A 19,511-nucleotide genomic window follows, 5' to 3' on the forward strand; every position below is an offset into this window, starting at 1 on the left:
GCGCGCTGTCTCATCGCGCGCATCACAGCGTTGCCTCCAGGGCGTCACGGAGCCGGCGGAGCAGGGCGACGTCCGGGTCGACGTAGTCCTCCATGACCCGGGCGACATCGGGGGGCGGTACGGGGGCGACGGCGGCGGTGCGCGGGGTCTCGACGAGACCGGCCGCGGCCAGTCGGCGCACATCGATCAGGGTGTGGAATGCGGGGCGGCCCAGGGCCCTCGCGATGTCGGCGGGCGTGCGTACGCCGTCCGCCAGGTCGAGCACGGCACGCTGCCGCGGTGCGGCCCGTACGCCCGGCGGCCGGGGCGTGGGGACGACGGGCGCGGTGTCGGTCTCCGGATGCGCCCAGAGCCGGTCGAGCAGGGCCCGGCGCCGTAAGGTCTCCCGCTCGACGGCCTCGGCCGGTACGGGCCGTACGGGGCCGATCCAGTGGGCCACCCCGTAACGGAACCGGGAGGGGCCGCTGCTGGGCGCGAGGGCGAAGAACGCCGCGTCGTACAGCGCGCCGAGGTGGCAGATCTCCAGCTCGCCGCCGGTGAGCCGGCCGCTGTCCACCAGATGGCGGCCGACCCGGCCGAGTGCCCCGGCCTCGCGGAGGGCCTCCTGCCAGCCGTCCGAGCGCAGCCGGCCGGACGCGGTCAGCAGGACGTCGATACCGGGTGCGGCCGGGCTTTCGGCGTGCACCACCTGGCCGTCGACGAGGTACAGCGTCCCTCGGTCCCGTAACAGCGCCCCGGTGGCCCGCTCCGCGGAGAGCCGCAGCAGCATCGGGGAGACCGTCACTCCAGCACCAGCCGTTCGGTCAGGTCCCGCATCCGCAGCCGCGCGAGGGCGAGGTTGCCCTCCGCGCGGTCGAGCCATAGATGGAGCAGGACGCTGCTGTCAAAACTCGTCTCGACGAAGCGCAGGACGTGATAGCACGTGCGGGTGGTGACGACGAGATCCTCGACAGGCGGGTTCTTGCCGGGGTCCCCGCCCTGGCCCTCGACGACGCCCACCGGGGCGAAGGTGGGGTGCTCGGCCGCCATGCGCGCCAGCTCGGCGGTCTCGGCCGCCGCCGTCTCGTGGTCGTGGCCCGCCGCGTCCCCGACCGTGCCGAGTGCGAGTCCACTGGTCCAGTCGACGAGGGCAGCGCCGCGCACCCCGGGCAGCCGCATGGCGTGGAGCAGACACTCGTCGATTCCGGGCACGCGGAAATCCCCTCCAGCACGTGTGCGAACGGCTCGGACGTACGTCCGTAGTCGAGAGGTTACGCACCGGAGTGGTGCCAGGTGGGAGTTCTGGCATTCTCCATCGGAACATGCCTGCGGTCCGATAAGGTCCGCGCCGCCCGGTTCGGCCCCCGCCCCGATCAGCCCCCGGCCGTCCTCAGCCCCGGGTCGCTTCTTCCTCGTGGCGGACCTTCATCCACACCTTGTTGAAGGCCCAGAGAACGATCCCGATCGCCAGCAGCACCCCGGCCCGGATGTACACGTCCGCCGCCCGCTCCGACAGCGGGCTGGCCAGGACGACCGACGTGATCGCCCCGAGCACCGGCAGGGCAGTCGGCGTACGGAAGTGCTCGTGCTCGACGGGGTCCTTGCGCAGCACCAGCACCGCCACATTGACCACGGCGAAGACACAGAGCAGCAGGAAGGCCGTGGTGTCGCCGAGGCCTTCGATCTCGCCCGTGGACACCAGGCCGATGGCGATCAGGGTGACGAAGACGATCCCGGTGACGGGCGTCCGGCGGTTGCGGAGCACCCGGCCCATGCCGCGCGGCAGGACCTTCTCGTTGGCAAGGCCGTAACAGAGCCGCGAGGCCATCATGATGTTGATCAGCGCGGAGTTGGTGACCGCGAACAGGGCGATCAGGGCGAAGAGCTTCGGCGGGAAGGCGACGCCACCCGCCTTGACCACCTCCAGAAGCGGTCCGCTGGACTTCTCCAGCGTCGTGTAGTGGACGAGCAGCGAGGACACGAGCGCGACCAGCACGTAGATCGTGCCCGTGACGGCGACGCCGGTGAAGATCGCACGCGGGAAGGTGCGGACCGGGTCCTTCGTCTCCTCCGCCATGTTGACCGAGTCCTCGAAGCCGACGAAGGCGAAGAAGCCGAGCGCGGTGGCGCCCAGCACGCTCGTCATCAGCGCGAATCCCGTGCCCTCCGCCTCGAAGTCGCCCAGCCGGGAAGGCTCCCCGCCGCCGGAGAGCACCGCCCAGGCCCCGATCGCGAGGACCACCAGCAGGCCGGTCAGCTCGACGAGGGTCAGCACCACATTGGTCTTCACGGACTCCGACACACCGCGCAGAGCGAGTGAGGCGAGGGCGAGGATGAACAGGATCGCGACGGCGGTCGGCGGGATGGCGTCCGTGAACTCCTGGAAGTAGTCCCCGCTGAACGCGCGGGCCGCGGCGCTCGCGGAGGACAGCCCGGAGCACATCACCATGAAGGCGATGATGAACGTGAGGAAGGGGAGCTTGAACGCCTTCTGGGTGTAGAGCGCGGCGCCGGCCGCCTTCGGGTACTTGCCGACGAGTTCGACGTACGACGCCGCCGTCATGACCGCCACCAGGAAGCCGATCGCGAACGGCAGCCACAGTGCGCCGCCGACCTTGCCCGCGACCTTGCCCGTCGTGGCGTAGATGCCGGTGCCGAGGATGTCGCCGATCACGAACAGGATCAGCAGCTTCGGGCCGATGGCCCGTTTGAGTGACGGCTGTTGGCCCGGCGCTTCGGTGGTCGCGGACGTGGCCATGTGACACCTCTCCCGTTTGCCGGTGAAAAGGTTTCTGCCCGTCAGGTCGCCCGTGATGCCTGCCGTCCGGGCAGTTGGGCCGTACGAGGGGCAGGGCCTGTCCGGTGGGTCTTGCCGGGCCCGGTCCCCGGGCACTGACAAGATCCGAACGACAGGCCCTAGCCGCGGCCCTCCACCGCCGTGGCGACGTCGGCGAGATCCCGCTCGATCGCCTTGGCCACGGCCCGCTCACCCAGGCGGCCGAACACCTTGGCGAGAAGTCCCATCACGCCTCCCGGCGGCTCGGCCGTGAACGTCATCCGGACGGTCGTCGTCTCCGGTCCGTCGGCCCGCAGCGCGAACACGGACACGTAGTGGGCGCCGTGGTTGTCGGCCTCCACGACAAAGCGCTCCGGGGGCTCGCTCACCGTCACGTACATCTCCTCGGTGGCCTCCTTGCCCAGCATCCGCCGGGTCTCACGCCACCGCGTGCCGACACCGAAGCCGCCCTCCGTGAGCACCTCGACCTTCTGCACACCACTGAGCACGCGCTCCGCGCCCTTGAGGTCCGTCAGGGCCTCCCAGACCCGCCCGGAGGACGCGGCGATCCGGCGCTCGACGACGACACTTCTGCTGGTCATGGATCCATGGAACCACCGGGGTACGGCAGCCGCCCGCTACAGCAGCGCGTCCGCCAGGGCGCCCCCGGACTCCGCGACGATCTCGTCCACGGTCTGCGCGGCCCGCACGGTCACGAAGCGCACTCCGTCCGGGCCGGCGTGGAATCCGTGGATGCCGGGCCGGGCAAGGCTGTTGTACGCGTAGTGGTTGCTGAAGTAGTACGCGCCGGTGTCCAGGACCGCCACCACATCGCCCTGCTCCAGCCGAGGCAGCGCCCGCCCGGCGGCGAGCAGATCGCCCGCGAAGCAGGCCGGTCCGGCGATGTCCTGGACGACGGCGGGACCGGTCCTGGGCAAGCCCTTCGCGTCGTACGCGGCGATCCGCAGCGGCCACGACCCGGGGTCGTAGACGGTACGGGTGGCGATCTGGACGCCCGCGTGGGTGACCGCGATGGGCCGGGCGCCCGCGGTCTTGGCGTACTCGACGCGCGTGAGGACCGTGCCGTGCTTGGCGAGCAGCGCGCGGCCGAACTCGGTGACCAGTCCGTACCGCCCGTCGAACAGCCCGGGCACTTCTTCCCGCAGCAGCCGGGCGTACGTGGCGAAGGTGGGGGTCTCCTCGTCGGACGCGAAGTTGACCGGCAGCCCGCCGCCGATGTCGAGGGTGTCGATCTGCCGGCGCCCGGCGGCCGCGTTGATCTCCTCGGCGAGGTCGTACGCGGCCCGTACGCCCCGCGCCATCAGCTGAAGGGTCAGCCCCTGCGAGCCGGAGTGGGTGTGCAGCCGGGTCAGCCAGGGGCGGTCGGCATACGCGCGTACGACCCAGGCGCGGGCGCCCTCGTCGCGCAGTGCCACCCCGAACTTCGATGTCGCCGTGGCGGTCGACAGCGCTCCGATGGCGCCGGCGCCGATCTGGGCGTTGACCCGCAGGCCGAGCGGTGACCGGGTGGGACCGGACCTGACGAGGGCGTCGATCCGGTCGAGTTCCTGCGGGTTGTCGGCGTTGACGGCGATCCCGAGGCCGAGGGCCTCGCGCAGCTCGGCGGGGGTCTTGGCGGGGGAGTCGAGGACGATCCGGTCGGGCCGCATCCCGGCGGCGCGGACCAGGGCCAGCTCGCCGGGGCTGGCGACCTCCGCGCCGATGCCCTCCGAGTCCAGCAGCCGCAGCACGGGCACCAGCGGGGCGGCCTTCACCGCGAAGGCGTGCAGGACAGGGGCGGTGGTGATCTCCTGGAAGGCGGCCTTGAGGGCGGCGGCGGAGGCGCGGATGCCGGCGATGTCGAGGAGGGCGGTGACGGGCTCGGCCTCCGTGAGGAGACCTTGCTCTACGGCCGCGCGTACGGCCTGATCGCGACGGTCTGAAGCCATGGACGCCAGTCAATCACCCGTCTTCGCCCCATTGCCCTGTTGACTGGAATTATTCAGGGCGCCAGGATGTGAATAGATGATTCAACTTCGCGAGGAGGCATCGGCATGTCTGGACCCCGCCCCGTACGGGCACCGCGTGGCACGGAACTGAGCGCCCTTGGATGGCAGCAGGAAGCCGCGCTGCGCATGCTCCAGAACAACCTCGACCCGGAGGTCGCCGAGCATCCCGACAAGCTCGTCGTCTACGGCGGCACCGGCAAGGCGGCCCGCGACTGGCGCTCCTTCGACGCGATGGTGCGCACGCTGCGGACGCTGAAGCAGGACGAGACGATGCTCGTCCAGTCCGGCCGCCCGGTCGGCGTCATGCAGACCCACGAGTGGGCGCCGCGCGTGCTCATCGCCAACTCGAACCTGGTCGGCGACTGGGCGAACTGGGAGGAGTTCCGCCGCCTGGAGGCCCTCGGTCTCACGATGTACGGCCAGATGACCGCCGGCTCCTGGATCTACATCGGTACGCAGGGAATCCTGCAGGGCACCTACGAGACCTTCGCGGCGGTCGCCGCCAAGAAGTTCAACGGGACACTGGCCGGGACGATCACGCTGACCGCCGGTCTGGGCGGAATGGGCGGCGCCCAGCCGCTCGCCGTCACCATGAACGACGGCGTCGCCATCTGTATCGACTGCGACCCGCGCGCGATCGAGCGCCGTATCGAGCACCGGTACCTGGACGTGAGGGCCGACAGCCTGGAGCACGCCCTCCAGCTCGCCACCGAGGCCCGCGACCAGCGCAAGCCGCTCTCCATCGGCCTGCTCGGCAACGCCGCCGAACTGCTCCCGCGGATGCTCGCCGAGGGCGCCCCGATCGACATCGTGACGGACCAGACCTCCGCCCACGACCCGCTGTCGTACCTCCCGCTCGGCGTCGACTTCGACGACATGGCGTCGTACGCGGCGAAGGACCCGGCCGGGTTCACCACCCGGGCCCGCGAGTCGATGGCGAAGCACGTCGAGGCCATGGTCGGTTTCATGGACGCCGGTGCCGAGGTCTTCGACTACGGGAACTCGATCCGCGGCGAGGCCCAGCTGGCCGGCTACGACCGGGCGTTCGCGTTCCCCGGCTTCGTCCCCGCGTACATCCGTCCGCTGTTCTGCGAGGGCAAGGGCCCGTTCCGCTGGGCGGCGCTCTCGGGTGACGCGTCGGACATCGCGAAGACCGACCGCGCGATCCTGGACCTCTTCCCGGAGAACGAGTCCCTGGCGCGCTGGATCAAGATGGCCGGCGAGCGCGTCCACTTCCAGGGCCTGCCCGCCCGTATCTGCTGGCTGGGCTACGGCGAGCGGGACCGCGCGGGTGAGCGCTTCAACGACATGGTCGCCAGTGGCGAGCTGCAGGCTCCGCTCGCCATCGGCCGCGACCACCTCGACTGCGGTTCGGTGGCCTCCCCGTACCGCGAGACCGAGGCGATGCTCGACGGCTCCGACGCGATCGCCGACTGGCCACTGCTGAACGCGATGGTCAACGTGGCGTCCGGAGCGTCATGGGTGTCGATCCACCACGGTGGCGGCGTGGGGATGGGCCGCTCGATCCACGCGGGCCAGGTGACGGTTGCGGACGGCACGAAGCTGGCGGGCGAGAAGATCCGGCGGGTGCTGACGAACGACCCCGGGATGGGTGTCATCCGGCATGTCGACGCCGGGTACGACATCGCGGAGTCGGTCTCCGAGGACCGCGGCGTCCGCATCCCCATGCGGGAGGGCGACGCGTAATGGGTGTGGGCAATCGTCCCGAAGGGCGAGCGGAGCGAGATGGGGGCACCCCCAGGCGAAGCTCTGGGGGAGGGTGGGCACACCCCGACCACCGGCCTGCGGCCGCCAACGAAGCGGCTCCCACGGCGGGAGCTGGGGCACTCCCGGCAGGGGGCGGGGATTCGTTCCACGCCATGTGGGCGGACCTCGCGCCCGTCGGGCGCGACCCCGACACCAAGGGCTACCGCCGCTTCGCCTGGACCGGCGCCGACGCCGACTGCCGGACCTGGTTCCAGGAGCAGGCCGAGGCGCGCGGACTCAGCTATGAGACCGACCGCAACGGCAACCAGTGGGCCTGGCTCGGCGCCGCGACGTACGAGGACGTCGCCGCCGGGGACGCCGTCGTCACCGGATCCCACCTCGACTCCGTCCCCGACGGCGGCGCCTTCGACGGCCCACTCGGTGTCGTGTCCTCCTTCGCCGCGCTCGACGAGCTCCGCCGCAGGGGAGTGACGTTCGCCAAGCCCCTGGCCATCACCAACTTCGGTGATGAGGAAGGGGCCCGCTTCGGCCTCGCCTGCGTCGGCTCCCGGCTCGCCGCAGGACAGCTGACCAAGGCGCAGGCGTACGAGCTCCGGGACGGGGACGGCATCTCGTTGCCGGAGGCGATGGAGGCCGCCGGGTACGACCCGGACGCCATCGGCCCGGACCCCGACCGGCTCGGCCGCATCGGCGCGTTCGTCGAGCTGCACGTCGAGCAGGGCCGGGCCCTGGATCTGACGGGGAACGCCGTCGGCATCGCGAGTGCCATCTGGCCGCACGGCCGCTGGCGGTTCGACTTCCGCGGCGAGGCCAACCACGCCGGCACCACCCGCCTCGTCGACCGCCGCGACCCGATGCTGACGTACGCGGAGACCGTCCTCGCCGCGCGCCGCGAGGCGGAACTCGCCGGTGCCGTCGCCACGTTCGGCAAGATCTCCGTCGAGCCGAACGGTGTCAACGCCATCCCGTCCCTCGTCCGCGGCTGGCTCGACTCGCGCGCCGCCGACCAGGCCGCCCTCGACACGGTCGTCGCCGCGATCGAGCAGGCCGCGAAGGACCGCGCCCAGCGCGACGGCGTCGACCTGACGGTCGTACGGGAGTCGTTCACGCCGGTCGTCGAGTTCGGCCACGCCCTGCGGGACGAGATCGGCGCCCTGCTCGGCGGGCGGGCCCCGCTGCTCGGCACGGGCGCGGGACACGACGCGGGAATCCTGTCCGGGTCCGTTCCGACCGCCATGCTGTTCGTACGGAACCCGACAGGCGTCTCGCACTCCCCGGCCGAGTACGCGGGCGAGGACGACTGCGTCGCCGGGGTTCTCGCACTCGCCGACGTACTGGAGGGTCTCGCGTGCAGGTAACGACGTACTGGCTGGAACACGCCTGGCTCGGCACGCATGTCGAGCCGGGCGTGGCCCTCGACGTGCGCGACGGCCGGATCGCGGCGGTCCGGACCGGGGTGGAGACCCCGGAGCCGGGTGCCGAAGTGCTGCGCGGCCTCACGCTCCCCGGCCTCGCGAACGCCCACTCGCACGCCTTCCACCGGGCCCTGCGCGGGCTCGTCCAGGTCGGCTCGGGGACCTTCTGGACCTGGCGCGAGTTCATGTACCAGGTCGCGTCGCGGCTGACGCCGGAGTCGTACCACGCGCTGGCGCGCGCCGTGTACGCGGAGATGGCGCTGGCCGGGATCACGGCGGTGGGCGAGTTCCACTACGTGCACCACGCGCCGGGGGGTGGCCGCTACACCGACCCGAACGCGATGGGTGAGGCGCTGATCGCGGCGGCGGGGGATGCGGGGATCCGGATCACGCTGCTCGACACGGCGTACCTGTCGTCAGCCATCAAGAACAAGCACAGCGGAGAGCCCCCGAACCAGCACCAGCTCCGCTTCTCGGACGGTACGGCGGAAGCGTGGGCCGAGCGCGTGTCGCTGCTCAAGGAGCGGGACGGGGTTCGCATCGGCGCGGCGATCCACTCCGTACGGGCCGTCCCGGCGGCGCAGCTGGCGGCGGTGGGCTCGTGGGCGTCCTCCCGGAACGCCCCCCTCCATGTCCATCTCTCCGAGCAGACGGCGGAGAACGATGCCTGCCTCGCGGCGCACGGCTGCACCCCCACGCGGCTGCTGGCGGACCACGGCGTGCTCGGCCCGCGTACGACGGGCGTCCACAACACCCACCTGACGGACGAGGACATCGCCCTGATCGGCGGGAGCGGGACCGGCACGTGCATGTGCCCGACGACCGAGCGGGACCTGGCCGACGGCATCGGCCCCGCGGTCGCGCTCCAGGCCGCGGGCTCCCCGCTCTCCCTGGGCAGCGACAGCCACGCGGTGATCGACCTCCTGGAGGAGGCGCGCGCGATGGAGCTCAACGAACGCCTGCGCTCGCGCACCCGCGGCCACTGGACGGCGGCGGCCCTGCTGCGCGCCGCGTCGGAGGACGGCCACGCGGCGCTGGGCTGGGACGACGCGGGCCGCCTGGAGGCGGGCGCGCTCGCCGACTTCACCACCGTCGCGCTGGACTCGGTCCGGACGGCGGGGCCGGTGCCGAGGCTGGGGGCGGAGACGGCGGTGTTCGCGGCGACGGCGGCGGACGTGCGGCACACGGTGGTGGGCGGGCGGCATGTGGTGCGGGACGGTGCCCACACCCTCGTGCCGGACGTGCCGACGGCGCTGGCGGAAGCGATCGGGGCGCTGCGAGGCTGAGCTGGTGTGCGACTTGGGGGGCGTTCAGCCGTTCCGCCAAGTCGGCACTCTCACGGGGCAATACCGCCGAGCTACCAAGATCGTTGGGAGTCCGCACAGGCAAATCTGCCCAGCTTGAAAGGACTTCCTATGTCGACCTTCCGGACTCGGCCTCTCACCCGGCGTGCGACAGGCGTGACCATGGCCGCGCTCGCCGCCGTCCTCACCCAGGGCACCCCGGCGTCCGCCGACGGGACTGCGCCGGCCGCGGGAACGTACTGCACGCCGTGGGAGGGGCATTACGGCGCCGAGAAGTGGACGTACGCCGACGTCCGCGTGTGTCTCGTCGTCGATGAGCAGCACAAGGCCCAGGTCCGGGCCGAGACCGACAGGAACACCTACTACTGGGGCGGTGCCTGGTACAACGCCAGCAGCAACTACCCGGCCAGGTGGCGCGCCGAGGGCACGGTGAGCAACGCCAATGGCTTTGCGCTCCCGTACGACACCTACGTGGTCAGCCAGCCGTCTCGTACGGGGTCCAAAACCACGTTGGCTTCCGCCGCCATGACCGAGTGCGGTACGTACTCCGTGAGCATGAAGTTCCTGCAGAACGGGGCGTACTGGACGGACAGCAAGTCCATCGACTCGGGGGAGCGCACTCACCAGGTCGAGGTCCCCTGCGCCTGAACCGGTGTTCCACCGACTGCTGCCGCCCGCGTCGAACGGGGGCGGCAGCGGCGTCTCGCCGGCGGGCTCAGGAATAGCCGCCGCCGCCACCGAGATTACGAAGGCCAGAAGAAGAAGGGTGAAGCGGCCGACGCCGCCTGACCGAGCCAGTTTTCTGCCCAGGAGCCCGACATGACCGCGCAGCCCACCGAGCCGACAGGTGCACCACTCATCCGCATGCCGGAGAAGACCCCGGCTGCCCTCCGCGTTGCCGTCGCGCGGCTCGATCCTGACGCCCTACCGCGCTTCGATGCAGACTGGGCCACCGCCATCGACCAGGCCCGCGACGAGTACAGCCTCCTCCCAGGTCGCCACTTCACCGAGCACTGGTGGGCATGGGTCGCCGTAACTCGCTGGCCCGCCCGCGCGGGTCGACTCCGCGAGTGTGAACGTATCGTCGCCACGTCTGACGACCGAACCGCACGCCGCGCTGCCGCCGCCGAGATCGGCCGCATCCTCGCGGACGCGGAGGCCGCTGCCGCGTGAGTGACTGGACCTGGGAGTATCTCCCCGACGCCGAGCACGTCGTCGGCGGTCTCACCGAAGAACAGCGCCGCGAGATCGAGCATGTCGCTCAGCGCATTGCGGACGCCGTCGGTGTGCGCCGCATCGGCCGCGCTTTCGCCCTCCAGCCCCTTCTGCCCCACCATCCACGTCCGCGACTCCAAGAACCCCCAAGGTCCTCAGGTCACCGTCGGCTCCGCCGACTGGTCCGGCTTCCTGTCGTACGCCTCCGAGGCCTCCGACGCCTCCGAGTCCCGCCGCCCTCGGTAGCGCCGCACCAGCGCCCTCGCCCACGGCGCGGCCCCGAGCGCAACCAGCATCAACAGCAGCGGCACGCGCCACCACCACGAGAGGCTCGCCGGGGGCGGTGAAGGAGTGTCCGTCACCCAGGGCCGCGCGGTCTTCGACCAGGCCAGAAACGCGTCGCCGATCGGCATCAGCCCGAACGCGTACCGCTTCGCCCACGGGGTGTCGACCGGCAGGCCCAGCAGTTCGCTGAGGTTCGTCAGCCCCTCGGCGAGCGCGGCGTCCCCGTGCACCTGGGCCGCGCCCGCGGTGACCACGGAAGCCGACAGGCTGACGCCCAGCGGGAGCGGGCCGGAGTCGACGTCGGCCGGACCGTCGGTGCCGTCGGGGTACTCCCGCACGGTGGGGCCGAGGCCGAGCGTCGAGACGACGTACCGGTCGCGGAAGCGCAGGTACTGCTCACTGGCGAAGACCGGGTCGATGTCGACGAGGAAGCGCTGGATCATACTCTGCGAGGTCCCCCTCGCCACCTCGGCCGGAGCGCCGCTCTCCAGGTCGACGCGGTGCGGGAACAGTCCCGTACGCGGGTCGAGCCGATCGCGTACGCCCCGGAGCCAGCGGTCGGCCGTACCCGCGAATCGGGGCGGCAATAGCTTGTCGTGCAGCCGCAGCGATGCCATGGCCACCGTCGAGTCGACCGGCCACGCCTGGCCCGGGTAGGCGGCCAGATACGGCGTCTTCGAGGCCGACGCGTCGAACGCCGCACCGAGCGCCGCCGAGTCATCCGCGAACCGGCGCAGCTCGGCCGGGTCGCGGTCCGCGGCCGGTTGCAGGCTCAGCACCCCACCGCGCAGCCAGTTGGACCAGCCTCGGTAGAAAACGCCGTACGACGGGACGAGGTCCGCGCTGAACGGTGCCCGGCCCGCCGGCGAGTCCAGCCGCTCCAGTGCCCACCGCGCCTCCCGCAGCGCCTCGGACCGTTCCCCGGCCGGTGCGCGCATGCCGACCTCGACCCAGGTCAGGCCGTACAGCGCATGCAGGAAGAAGTAGCCCTCCGGGAACATTCCCTGCGCCTCGTCGCCCGCGCCGTCGTCCAGGGCCGCGCGCAGGAACGTCAACTGCCGCTGCACCCCGGGCGGTTCACCCACCGGACCGGCGGCGGTTGCGGGGACGACCAGACGCATCGCACCCACCAGCGCGCAGAGGCTGACGACAGCGGCGATCAGGCGGCGCGACCAGCGCAGAACCTGGCGACGCGGACGTATTGCTGATCGAGGTCCTGGCATGCGCACGACCCTATCCGCGCGCTGCGGGGGCGGCCGGGCAGCCACGGGATCCCCCTGTGCAAGCATGGGAGCGTCAAGGTCTGCTCCCTGGCCGTAGGGGGTCGGAACCCCACGGAGAGGAACCCATGAGCACCACCCTCGTCACCAACATCGGCAGCCTCGTCACCAACGACCCCGCCGTCGGCAACGGCCCCCTCGGCCTGATCGAGAACGCCGCCCTCGTCATCGACGGCGACACCGTCGCCTGGACCGGCCGCGCCGCCGACGCGCCCGCCGCCGACGAGTCGTACGACGCGGGCGGCCGGGCCGTGATCCCCGGGTTCGTCGACTCCCACTCGCACCTCGTTTTCGCCGGTGACCGCACCGCCGAGTTCAACGCGCGCATGTCCGGCCGTGCCTACTCCGCGGGCGGCATCCGGACCACCGTCGCCGCGACCCGCGCCGCCACCGACGCCGAGCTCGAAGCCAACCTCACCCGCTACCTGGACGAGGCGCTCCGCCAGGGGACCACGACCTTCGAGACCAAGTCCGGATACGGGCTGACCACGCATGACGAGGAGCGGGCCCTCCGGATCGCCGCCCGGCACACCGAGGAGGTCACCTACCTCGGTGCGCACGTCGTGTCGCCGGACTACGCCGACGACCCGGCGGCCTACGTCGCGCTCGTCACCGGCGAGATGCTCGACGCCTGCGCGCCCCACGCCCGCTGGGTCGACGTCTTCTGTGAGAAGGGCGCCTTCGACGGGGACCAGGCGCGCGAGATCCTCACCGCCGGCATGGCGAAGGGGCTCACCCCGCGCGTCCACGCCAACCAGCTCACCTACGGCCCCGGCATCCAGCTCGCCGTCGAACTGGACGCGGCGTCCGCCGACCACTGCACCCACCTCACGCAGGAGGACGTCGACGCCCTCGCGAGCGGCAACACGGTCGCGACCCTGCTCCCCGGCGCCGAGTTCTCCACCCGCGCCCAGTGGCCCGACGCCCGCCGCCTCCTCGACGCGGGTGTGACCGTGGCGCTGTCCACGGACTGCAACCCGGGCTCCTCCTTCACCTCGTCCACGCCGTTCTGCATCGCGCTGGCCGTACGGGACATGGGGATGACGCCGGACGAGGCCGTCTGGTCCGCCACGGCGGGCGGCGCGGCGGCCCTGCGCCGTACCGACATCGGCCGCCTGGCTCCCGGCGCCCGTGCCGACCTCGCCCTCCTCGACGCCCCGAGCCATGTCCACCTGGCGTACCGCCCGGGCGTTCCGCTGGTCACGGACGTGTGGCGGCGCGGCGAGCAGGTGGTCCGGCGCGCGCTGGTGTGACGCGCCCGAAATCATGAGGGTTGATCGGTTTCGGTTTGGTCGGCCGACGCGACACGCTCCGCTCGGCTCTATTCCCGCGTGTCGGCTCGCAGTCCGCGGACGCCGTGGGGTGTGCCGATACCGGTGACCAGGTCGTATCCCGGCATCGCGCAGTAGGCGCCGGCGCAGCCGATGACGATGTCGTGGAAGTCCCGGGGTCTCGCGTAGGGGTAGGTGTTGGGGCGGTCGGTCGGGCCGGGCCGGCCGGCCCGGGCGTACATGCCGGCGATCAGCGGGGCGGCGAGGCTGGTGCCGCCGATGACGTACCAGCCGGGGGGAAAGTCGGGGGCTGAGCTCGTGACGTACACGGCCAGGCCGGTGGCGGGGTCGGCGACTGCGGAGACATCCGGTGTGGCGCGGGTGGTGGGGCACAACAGGTCGTGCTGGAAGGACGGCTTGGGCTCGTACAGCGAGCAGCCGCCTCCGGAGCCGGCCCAGCCGCTTTCGGCCCAGCCGTCGCGGTGATGCGCGGGGATCAGCGTGGTGCCACCCACCGAGGTGACGTTCGGGGAGACGGAAGGGTAGAACGTCTGGCCTCCGGTGTTGCCTGATGCGAATGTGTAGGCGATGCCGGGACGGAAGAGAAAGTCGAGCTCCAGCTCGGCCGGTTGCTCGGGGAGGCCCCAGCTGCCGTTCACGACCGTTACGCCTGGCAGGGAACTGGCTACATCGACGGCCGCAAGGAGAGACTCGACGAATTGGGCTGAGGGAGCCTCGACGAGAGTGATCTCGCAGTCCGGGCAGACGGCACTGACGGCCTGGATGTCGAGCGCGGCCTCAGAAGTCCAGGCGGGGTTGGCGGCGGGGGGCTTGACGCCGGTCGAGTACACCTTCTGGAAGCACCCGTTGGCTGTCGTGCAGGGCGGCAGGTGGAAGGTGCGGCGGTAGACCCCCAGGTCCTGCTCGGCAGTGGGGTATTCGAAGGCGACGACGACGGCGACCCTTCGCCCGCTCCCGCCGTGCCGGCGCAACTCGTAGGCGCTTCCGTCCATTGCAGCATGTGGGCGGCGCCCGCTCCCGCCGCGCCGGCTCAGCTCGTAGGCGCTTTGATTCCCGATGGACGACCGACACGCGATCGCCCATCGGACGGCGTAGCTCCTCAGCCCCGGTGGCTGCCCTTGGGGCAGCAGAAACCCGGACCGGGCGGGAGCACCCGATCGGTGGCGACGTTCACCGGCGAAACATCGCGAGGGACGTGATCGGGACCACCGGCTGGGCGCCCGGGACCGCGCCGTTCCCCTGTGAGGCGCCAACTCCCTCGTGAATTCGGGCCAGTTGTGGCACCTGGGCTTGCAGCACGGCTGCGGTCTAGACCACGCTCGATGCCGCGCCCGGAGGGGCGGAACGTCGAGTGAAGGAGAACGACTCGTGAGTGCACAGAGCCGATTACGCAGGGGGACCTGTGTCCTTGCCGCCGCCGCGGTCGGCATCGCCGTCGGCGCGGGAACGGCCCACGCCGGTGTCCCCGTCGGGCAGCCGATGACCGGCAAGATGACCTACTACACCGACAAGGGCTACGGCGCCTGCGGAACGCTCATCGACCCGACCGCGCAGGACCTGGTCGCGGTGTCCGCGGCGTGGTGGACGACCCCCAATCCCAACAACGACCCGCTCTGCAGCGGCATATCCGTGGAAGTCAGCTACAACGGCCGGACCATAACTGTCCCGGTCAGGGACAAGTGCCCGTCCTGCGCATCGACCCATGTCGACCTCAGTGCCACCGCCTTCGAGAAGCTGGCCCCGCTGGGCACGGGCGTGGTCGACGGCATCTCCTGGAAGTTCGTCGGATCCGGTCTGCGTGGTGGTGGGACCTCCTCGTCGTCGGTGTCCCTGACCGGGAACTGACGCCGGCGCGCCACGTCGGGGGTAGCGCCGAGGCCGCCGGCGCTGTCCCCTGCGCCCCTGCGCCCCTGCGCAACCTGGGCCGGCCGGCATCGCCCCGCGCGCAGCGCACGGCGCGCGTGTCACAGTGACCCCATGAAGACCATAGGCCTGATCGGCGGCATGAGCTGGGAGTCCAGTGCCGAGTACTACCGTCTCCTCAACGAACTCGTACGCGAGCAGGCGGGCGGACTGCACTCCGCCCGCTGCATCCTGCACTCCGTCGACTTCGCCGACATCGAGGAGCTGCAGGTAGCGGGGGAGTGGGAGAAGGCCGGGGAGATCCTCGCCGAGGCCGCCCGCGGACTCGAAGCGGCAGGCGCGGATCTTCTTCTCATCTGCACCAACACCATGCACAAGGTCGCCGACCAGGTCGCCGCCGCCGTGGACGTGCCGCTGCTGCACCTCGGGGACGCGACCGCCGAGGCGGTGAAGGAAGCGAAGGTCGAGCGCGTCGGGCTGCTCGGGACGGCGTTCACCATGGAGCAGGACTTCTACCGCGACCGGCTGGCCGGGCACGGTCTCGATGTGCTCGTCCCGGACGACGCGGGGCGGGCCGAGGTGCACCGCGTCATTTACGAGGAGCTGTGCCTCGGGGTCGTCCGGGAGGAGTCACGGCGGGCGTACCAGCAGGTCATCGACGAGTTGGTGGGCCGGGGCGCCGAAGGTGTCATCCTCGGCTGCACCGAGATCGAGCTGCTGATCCGCCCCGAGGACAGCCCCGTACCGGTCTTCGCGACGACCCGGCTGCACGCGGAAGCGGCGGTGCGCGAGGCCCTTCGCGCCTGACCGGTCGCGCCTGACCGATCGCCCCATTCGCCCCGCCTTTCACAGAGCTTCACGCCACTTCACCGTTTGGTCACAGCTTGACCTTCGCTCCCTATCCCGGGGGGATTTCGGCCGGTACCGTCCTGTCCGGGGAAGCTCAAGGGGGAAGACCGGGGGGTCGAGTTGAGCGGTGTGCACATTCGTGTCGTGAAGCCCGGGGAGCTGGACGAGGGGGAGACCGAGTCCTGGCGCGAACTGCGCGCCAAGTCCGGAGCCCCCGCCAATCCGTTCATGGAGCCCGAGTTCACCCTGGCCGTCGCGGGGGTGCGACCCGGGGCCAGGATCGCGGTCATCGAGGACGACGGGCTCCCGGCCGGGTTCTTCCCGTACGAGAAGGGGCCGTTCGGGCACGGCCGGGCCATCGGGCTCGGTGTGTCCGACTGCCAGGGCGCGGTGCTGCGGACCGGACTGCGGCTCGGGGCGCGCGAGCTGCTCCGCGCCTGCGCGCTGTCCGCCTGGGAGTTCGACAACCTGGAGGCGGGGCAGAGCCTCTTCGTGCCCGACAGCGTCGAGGAGTTCGGCTCGCCCGTCATCGACGTCGGCGAGGGGTACGCGGCCTACGAGGAGCGGCTGCGCGCCCAGTCGCCCAAGTTCTACAGGACCACGACCGCCAAGGAGCGCAAGCTCGGGCGGCAGACGGGGGAGACGCGGTTCGTCTTCGACGAGCGCGATCCCGCCGCGCTGCGGACCCTCATGGAGTGGAAGTCCGCGCAGTATCGCAGGACGGGCCGCCGCGACCGCTTCGCACAGGAGTGGATCAGCACGCTCGTGCGGCACCTGCACGAGACCCGTACGCCCGGCTGCTCCGGAGTCCTCTCCGTGCTGTACGCCGCGGACCGGCCCGTCGCCGCGCACTTCGGGCTGCGCTCGCGCACCGTGCTGTCGTGCTGGTTCCCGTCGTACGACACCGAGTTCGCGAAGTACTCGCCGGGGCTGATCCTGCATCTGCGGATGGCCGAGGCCGCCGCGGCCGAAGGCATCGGCATGCTCGACCTCGGCCGCGGCGCCGCCGAGTACAAGGACGCACTCAAGACCGGTGAACTCCGCGTCCACGAAGGCTCCTCGACCCGGCCGGGGGCGCGGGCGGCGCTCTACTGGCTGAGCCGTGAGCCCACCCGCCGCGCCCACAGCTACGTACGGAACCGGCCACGCCTCGCCGGATACGCGCAGAGGGCGCTCAACCGGGTCGGCCGACTGCGGGGCAACTGACTGGCAACCGGCCCGGTGGCCGACCCGGCGATCTGCCGGGTTTCGGCCGGGTTCCGGCCGGGTTTGGCCGGCCGGGCAATCGGCCCGGTGACCGACCGGAAATCGGCCGGGTCGCTGAACGGCTCACACCGCTTGGGGGGACGCACATGTTCCAGGTCGCCGAACTCGACCTCGACACGCTCGACGACAGACCGGACGGCGCCGGCGTGCTCGCGCTGCGCCCCGGCCCCGGTGGGCCGCCCGTCACCACCGGCGAGGTGTTCGTCCTCGTACGCCTCCGCGGCCGCCCGGTCGCCACCCTGACCGGCACCGTTCCCGAAGGCGCCGACCCGGCCGAGGCGCTCGCCGCGCTCGCCCGGGAGCGCCTCGCCGGGACACGGGCCCCGGCGCCGGAGCTCCTCGGCGATCTGCCCCGTACGAGCGTCGTCGTCGGCACCCGTGAACGCGCCGACCGGCTCGCCCCCGCTCTCGACTCGCTCCTCGCCCAGGACCACCCCGACTTCGAGATCGTCGTCGTCGACAACGCGCCGGTCACCGACGCCACCCGCGACCTGGTCGAGCACAAGTACGGCGACCGGGTCCGCTATGTGTGCGAACCCGTGCCGGGACTGTCCGCCGCGCACAACCGCGGTGTCGCCGCCGCCGACGGGGCGGTGATCGCCTTCACCGACGACGATGTCGTCGCCGACCCGCACTGGCTCACCGCGCTCGCCGCGCCGTTCGCCGACGACCCCAGGATCGGCTGCGCGACCGGGCTGATCCTTCCGGCGCGGCTGACCACGCCCGCGCAGATCCTCCTCGAAAGCCACGGCGGCTTCGCCAAGGGCTTCGCACCCCGCACCTACGACCCGGCGCGCCCGCCCGCCGACGAGCCGCTGTTCCCGTTCACGGCAGGGCGCTTCGGGTCCGGCGCCAACATGGCCTTCCGTACCCGGGTCCTCAGATCCGTCGGCGGGTTCGACCCGGCCACCGGCACCGGCACCCCCGCACGCGGCGGCGACGACCTGTACGCGTTCGCACGGATCCTGGCCGACGGCCACCGGCTGCGGTACACCCCGGACGCGCTGATCTGGCACCACCACCGGGAGACCCCGCAGGACCTGCGGAACCAGGCGTACGGATACGGCGCCGGGCTGACCGCGTATCTCACCGCGCTCCTCGCCCGCCGCCCCGCGCTGCTCCCGGCCCTGCTCGCCCGGGTGCCGCGCGGCCTCGCCCACGCCCGGGCGATGACCGCCCACCGGGACGCGGACGACCGCACGGATGTTCCCGGGCAGCACGGCACCCACAGCTACCCCTGGCCGCGCAGCCTCTCCCGGCTGGAGCGGCGCGGGATGCTGTACGGCCCGATCGGGTATGCGAGAGCCCGTCGTCGGGTACGCGGACTCCCGCCCCCCTGGGACACCCGGGGGGAGCGATGAGAGGCGGTGGGCCCATGCCCCGGACAGCCCCGCGCATTCCCGTGCTGCTCTACCACGCCGTGATGGACGATCCACCCGACTGGATCGCCGAATTCACCGTCAGCCCCAAGGAGTTCGGCCTGCAGCTCGACGCGATCGTCGCCAGCGGCCGCACCCCGATCCGTATCAGCGCCCTCTCCGACCATCTCGCCGGCCGTGGTGAGCCCCTGCCGCCCCGGCCGGTCGTCCTCACCTTCGACGACGGCTTCGCCGATCTGCCGGGTCCCACCGCCGAGGCGCTCGCCTCCCGCGAGCTGCCCGCCACGGCGTACCTGACCACCGGCGCGATCACCCCCGGCCTGCACAGTCTGCTGCCGCCCGCCCCGATGATGACCCTCGCGCAGGCACCGCAGCTGGAGCAGTACGGCATCGAGGTCGGCGGGCACACGGTGACCCACCCGCAGCTGGACACACTCGGCGCGCGGCGGCTGCGCCACGAACTGCGGCACTCCAAGGCCGTCCTGGAGGACACCCTCGGTCACGACGTGCGGCACCTCGCCTATCCGCACGGCTACAACAGCGGCGCCGTGCGCCGAGCCGCGCGCGCCGCCGGCTACGAGTCCGCCGTCGCCGTACGCCACGCACTGAGCTCGGAGACGGACGAGGCGTACCGCATCGCCCGGCTCATCCTGCGCCGCAGCCATACGGCCGCCGACATCGAGGCATGGATGGAGGGCACGGGCGCGCGGGTCGCACCGTACCCGGACTCGCTGCCGACGATGGGCTGGCGGCTCTACCGGAGGGCGCGGGCGGCCGTGAAAGGCCCGGAATTCGCCGGGTGAAGATGTACGAGAGCCACCCAAAACCGAACCAGATTCATATACTTCGCTGAAAGGGACAGCGGCGTGAC

At 71.7% G+C, this 19,511-nt stretch carries 19 protein-coding genes; 12 read left to right on the forward strand and 7 right to left on the reverse strand.

What is annotated here, in order from left to right; genetic code table 11:
- Positions 1–22: 22 nt before the first annotated feature.
- From AC0699_RS27160 to AC0699_RS27180, 5 genes are all read right to left on the reverse strand, one after another.
- Positions 23–769: a transcriptional regulator gene (locus tag AC0699_RS27160; RefSeq protein WP_478665199.1), complete on the reverse strand. Its 747-nt coding sequence runs from the start codon at positions 767–769 to the stop codon at positions 23–25.
- A gap of 11 nt (positions 770–780) precedes the next feature.
- Positions 781–1,191, reverse strand: a complete 411-nt coding sequence (locus AC0699_RS27165; protein WP_478665076.1) for a hypothetical protein — start codon at positions 1,189–1,191, stop codon at positions 781–783.
- A gap of 178 nt (positions 1,192–1,369) precedes the next feature.
- Complete coding sequence (locus tag AC0699_RS27170) at positions 1,370–2,737, reverse strand: APC family permease (RefSeq protein WP_478665079.1); 1,368 nt, start codon at positions 2,735–2,737, stop codon at positions 1,370–1,372.
- Between the two features lie 158 nt (positions 2,738–2,895).
- A complete protein-coding gene (locus AC0699_RS27175) occupies positions 2,896–3,357 on the reverse strand; it encodes an SRPBCC family protein (RefSeq protein WP_478665081.1) in 462 nt (153 codons plus the stop codon).
- Between the two features lie 36 nt (positions 3,358–3,393).
- The gene (locus AC0699_RS27180; protein WP_478665084.1) at positions 3,394–4,704 is read right to left on the reverse strand and encodes a type III PLP-dependent enzyme domain-containing protein; all 1,311 of its coding nucleotides are present in this window, start codon (positions 4,702–4,704) and stop codon (positions 3,394–3,396) included.
- Positions 4,705–4,809: 105 nt separating this feature from the next.
- Between AC0699_RS27180 and hutU the strand changes: the two genes are divergently transcribed.
- From hutU to AC0699_RS27210, 6 genes are all read left to right on the forward strand, one after another.
- Positions 4,810–6,471 carry a urocanate hydratase gene (gene hutU / locus AC0699_RS27185; protein ID WP_478665086.1) on the forward strand — a complete coding sequence of 554 codons (1,662 nt, stop codon included), beginning with the start codon at positions 4,810–4,812 and terminating at the stop codon, positions 6,469–6,471.
- A 173-nt stretch (positions 6,472–6,644) separates the two neighbouring features.
- The gene (locus AC0699_RS27190) at positions 6,645–7,850 is read left to right on the forward strand and encodes an allantoate amidohydrolase (protein WP_478665089.1); all 1,206 of its coding nucleotides are present in this window, start codon (positions 6,645–6,647) and stop codon (positions 7,848–7,850) included.
- Positions 7,841–9,193 carry a formimidoylglutamate deiminase gene (locus tag AC0699_RS27195; RefSeq protein WP_478665092.1) on the forward strand — a complete coding sequence of 451 codons (1,353 nt, stop codon included), beginning with the start codon at positions 7,841–7,843 and terminating at the stop codon, positions 9,191–9,193. Before AC0699_RS27190 ends, AC0699_RS27195 begins: the two co-directional genes overlap by 10 nt.
- A gap of 129 nt (positions 9,194–9,322) precedes the next feature.
- Entirely contained in the window at positions 9,323–9,859 is a 537-nt protein-coding gene (locus AC0699_RS27200; protein ID WP_478665093.1) for a hypothetical protein, read from the forward strand.
- 171 nt (positions 9,860–10,030) lie between these two features.
- Positions 10,031–10,384, forward strand: coding sequence for a DUF6247 family protein (locus tag AC0699_RS27205; RefSeq protein ID WP_478665096.1), 354 nt, complete (start codon positions 10,031–10,033; stop codon positions 10,382–10,384).
- Positions 10,385–10,465: 81 nt separating this feature from the next.
- Positions 10,466–10,672 carry a DUF397 domain-containing protein gene (locus AC0699_RS27210; protein ID WP_478665098.1) on the forward strand — a complete coding sequence of 69 codons (207 nt, stop codon included), beginning with the start codon at positions 10,466–10,468 and terminating at the stop codon, positions 10,670–10,672.
- Here AC0699_RS27210 and AC0699_RS27215 read toward each other — a convergent pair.
- On the reverse strand, positions 10,582–11,934 hold the full coding sequence (locus AC0699_RS27215; RefSeq protein ID WP_478665100.1) for a hypothetical protein: 1,353 nt from the start codon (positions 11,932–11,934) through the stop codon (positions 10,582–10,584). The genes AC0699_RS27210 and AC0699_RS27215 overlap by 91 nt on opposite strands.
- A 125-nt stretch (positions 11,935–12,059) precedes the next feature.
- Between AC0699_RS27215 and hutI the strand changes: the two genes are divergently transcribed.
- Positions 12,060–13,244, forward strand: a complete 1,185-nt coding sequence (gene hutI / locus AC0699_RS27220) for an imidazolonepropionase (protein ID WP_478665102.1) — start codon at positions 12,060–12,062, stop codon at positions 13,242–13,244.
- A 68-nt stretch (positions 13,245–13,312) separates the two neighbouring features.
- On the opposite strand, the gene AC0699_RS27225 is transcribed toward hutI, so the two are convergent.
- Positions 13,313–14,275, reverse strand: coding sequence for a S53 family peptidase (locus tag AC0699_RS27225; RefSeq protein WP_478665105.1), 963 nt, complete (start codon positions 14,273–14,275; stop codon positions 13,313–13,315).
- A 376-nt stretch (positions 14,276–14,651) separates the two neighbouring features.
- Here AC0699_RS27225 and AC0699_RS27230 point away from each other — a divergent pair, with 376 nt between their 5' ends.
- The 5 genes from AC0699_RS27230 (at position 14,652) to AC0699_RS27250 (ending at position 19,443) form a co-directional block, all read left to right on the forward strand.
- Complete coding sequence (locus AC0699_RS27230; RefSeq protein WP_478665107.1) at positions 14,652–15,128, forward strand: cysteine/serine endopeptidase inhibitor; 477 nt, start codon at positions 14,652–14,654, stop codon at positions 15,126–15,128.
- A gap of 132 nt (positions 15,129–15,260) precedes the next feature.
- Positions 15,261–15,953, forward strand: coding sequence for an aspartate/glutamate racemase family protein (locus AC0699_RS27235; protein ID WP_478665109.1), 693 nt, complete (start codon positions 15,261–15,263; stop codon positions 15,951–15,953).
- Between the two features lie 171 nt (positions 15,954–16,124).
- Positions 16,125–17,201 (forward strand): GNAT family N-acetyltransferase, encoded by a 1,077-nt coding sequence (locus tag AC0699_RS27240; protein WP_478665111.1) that lies wholly within the window; start codon positions 16,125–16,127, stop codon positions 17,199–17,201.
- 146 nt (positions 17,202–17,347) lie between these two features.
- Complete coding sequence (locus AC0699_RS27245; protein ID WP_478665114.1) at positions 17,348–18,622, forward strand: glycosyltransferase family 2 protein; 1,275 nt, start codon at positions 17,348–17,350, stop codon at positions 18,620–18,622.
- A gap of 14 nt (positions 18,623–18,636) precedes the next feature.
- Complete coding sequence (locus tag AC0699_RS27250; protein WP_478665117.1) at positions 18,637–19,443, forward strand: polysaccharide deacetylase family protein; 807 nt, start codon at positions 18,637–18,639, stop codon at positions 19,441–19,443.
- Positions 19,444–19,511: the final 68 nt, after the last annotated feature.

Source organism: Streptomyces sp. NPDC043870 (genome assembly GCF_056435785.1).

Bases quoted from the DNA above. Each gene is read 5' to 3' on its own strand.
- AC0699_RS27160 (WP_478665199.1), bottom strand. From the start codon at position 769: ATGCTGCTGCGGCTCTCCGCGGAGCGGGCCACCGGGGCGCTGTTACGG.
- AC0699_RS27170 (WP_478665079.1), bottom strand. From the start codon at position 2,737: ATGGCCACGTCCGCGACCACCGAAGCGCCGGGCCAACAGCCGTCACTC.
- AC0699_RS27175 (WP_478665081.1), bottom strand. From the start codon at position 3,357: ATGACCAGCAGAAGTGTCGTCGTCGAGCGCCGGATCGCCGCGTCCTCC.
- AC0699_RS27180 (WP_478665084.1), bottom strand. From the start codon at position 4,704: ATGGCTTCAGACCGTCGCGATCAGGCCGTACGCGCGGCCGTAGAGCAA.
- hutU (WP_478665086.1), top strand. From the start codon at position 4,810: ATGTCTGGACCCCGCCCCGTACGGGCACCGCGTGGCACGGAACTGAGC.
- AC0699_RS27190 (WP_478665089.1), top strand. From the start codon at position 6,645: ATGTGGGCGGACCTCGCGCCCGTCGGGCGCGACCCCGACACCAAGGGC.
- AC0699_RS27200 (WP_478665093.1), top strand. From the start codon at position 9,323: ATGTCGACCTTCCGGACTCGGCCTCTCACCCGGCGTGCGACAGGCGTG.
- AC0699_RS27205 (WP_478665096.1), top strand. From the start codon at position 10,031: ATGACCGCGCAGCCCACCGAGCCGACAGGTGCACCACTCATCCGCATG.
- AC0699_RS27210 (WP_478665098.1), top strand. From the start codon at position 10,466: ATGTCGCTCAGCGCATTGCGGACGCCGTCGGTGTGCGCCGCATCGGCC.
- AC0699_RS27215 (WP_478665100.1), bottom strand. From the start codon at position 11,934: ATGCCAGGACCTCGATCAGCAATACGTCCGCGTCGCCAGGTTCTGCGC.
- hutI (WP_478665102.1), top strand. From the start codon at position 12,060: ATGAGCACCACCCTCGTCACCAACATCGGCAGCCTCGTCACCAACGAC.
- AC0699_RS27225 (WP_478665105.1), bottom strand. From the start codon at position 14,275: ATGGACGGAAGCGCCTACGAGTTGCGCCGGCACGGCGGGAGCGGGCGA.
- AC0699_RS27235 (WP_478665109.1), top strand. From the start codon at position 15,261: ATGAAGACCATAGGCCTGATCGGCGGCATGAGCTGGGAGTCCAGTGCC.
- AC0699_RS27245 (WP_478665114.1), top strand. From the start codon at position 17,348: ATGTTCCAGGTCGCCGAACTCGACCTCGACACGCTCGACGACAGACCG.
- AC0699_RS27250 (WP_478665117.1), top strand. From the start codon at position 18,637: ATGCCCCGGACAGCCCCGCGCATTCCCGTGCTGCTCTACCACGCCGTG.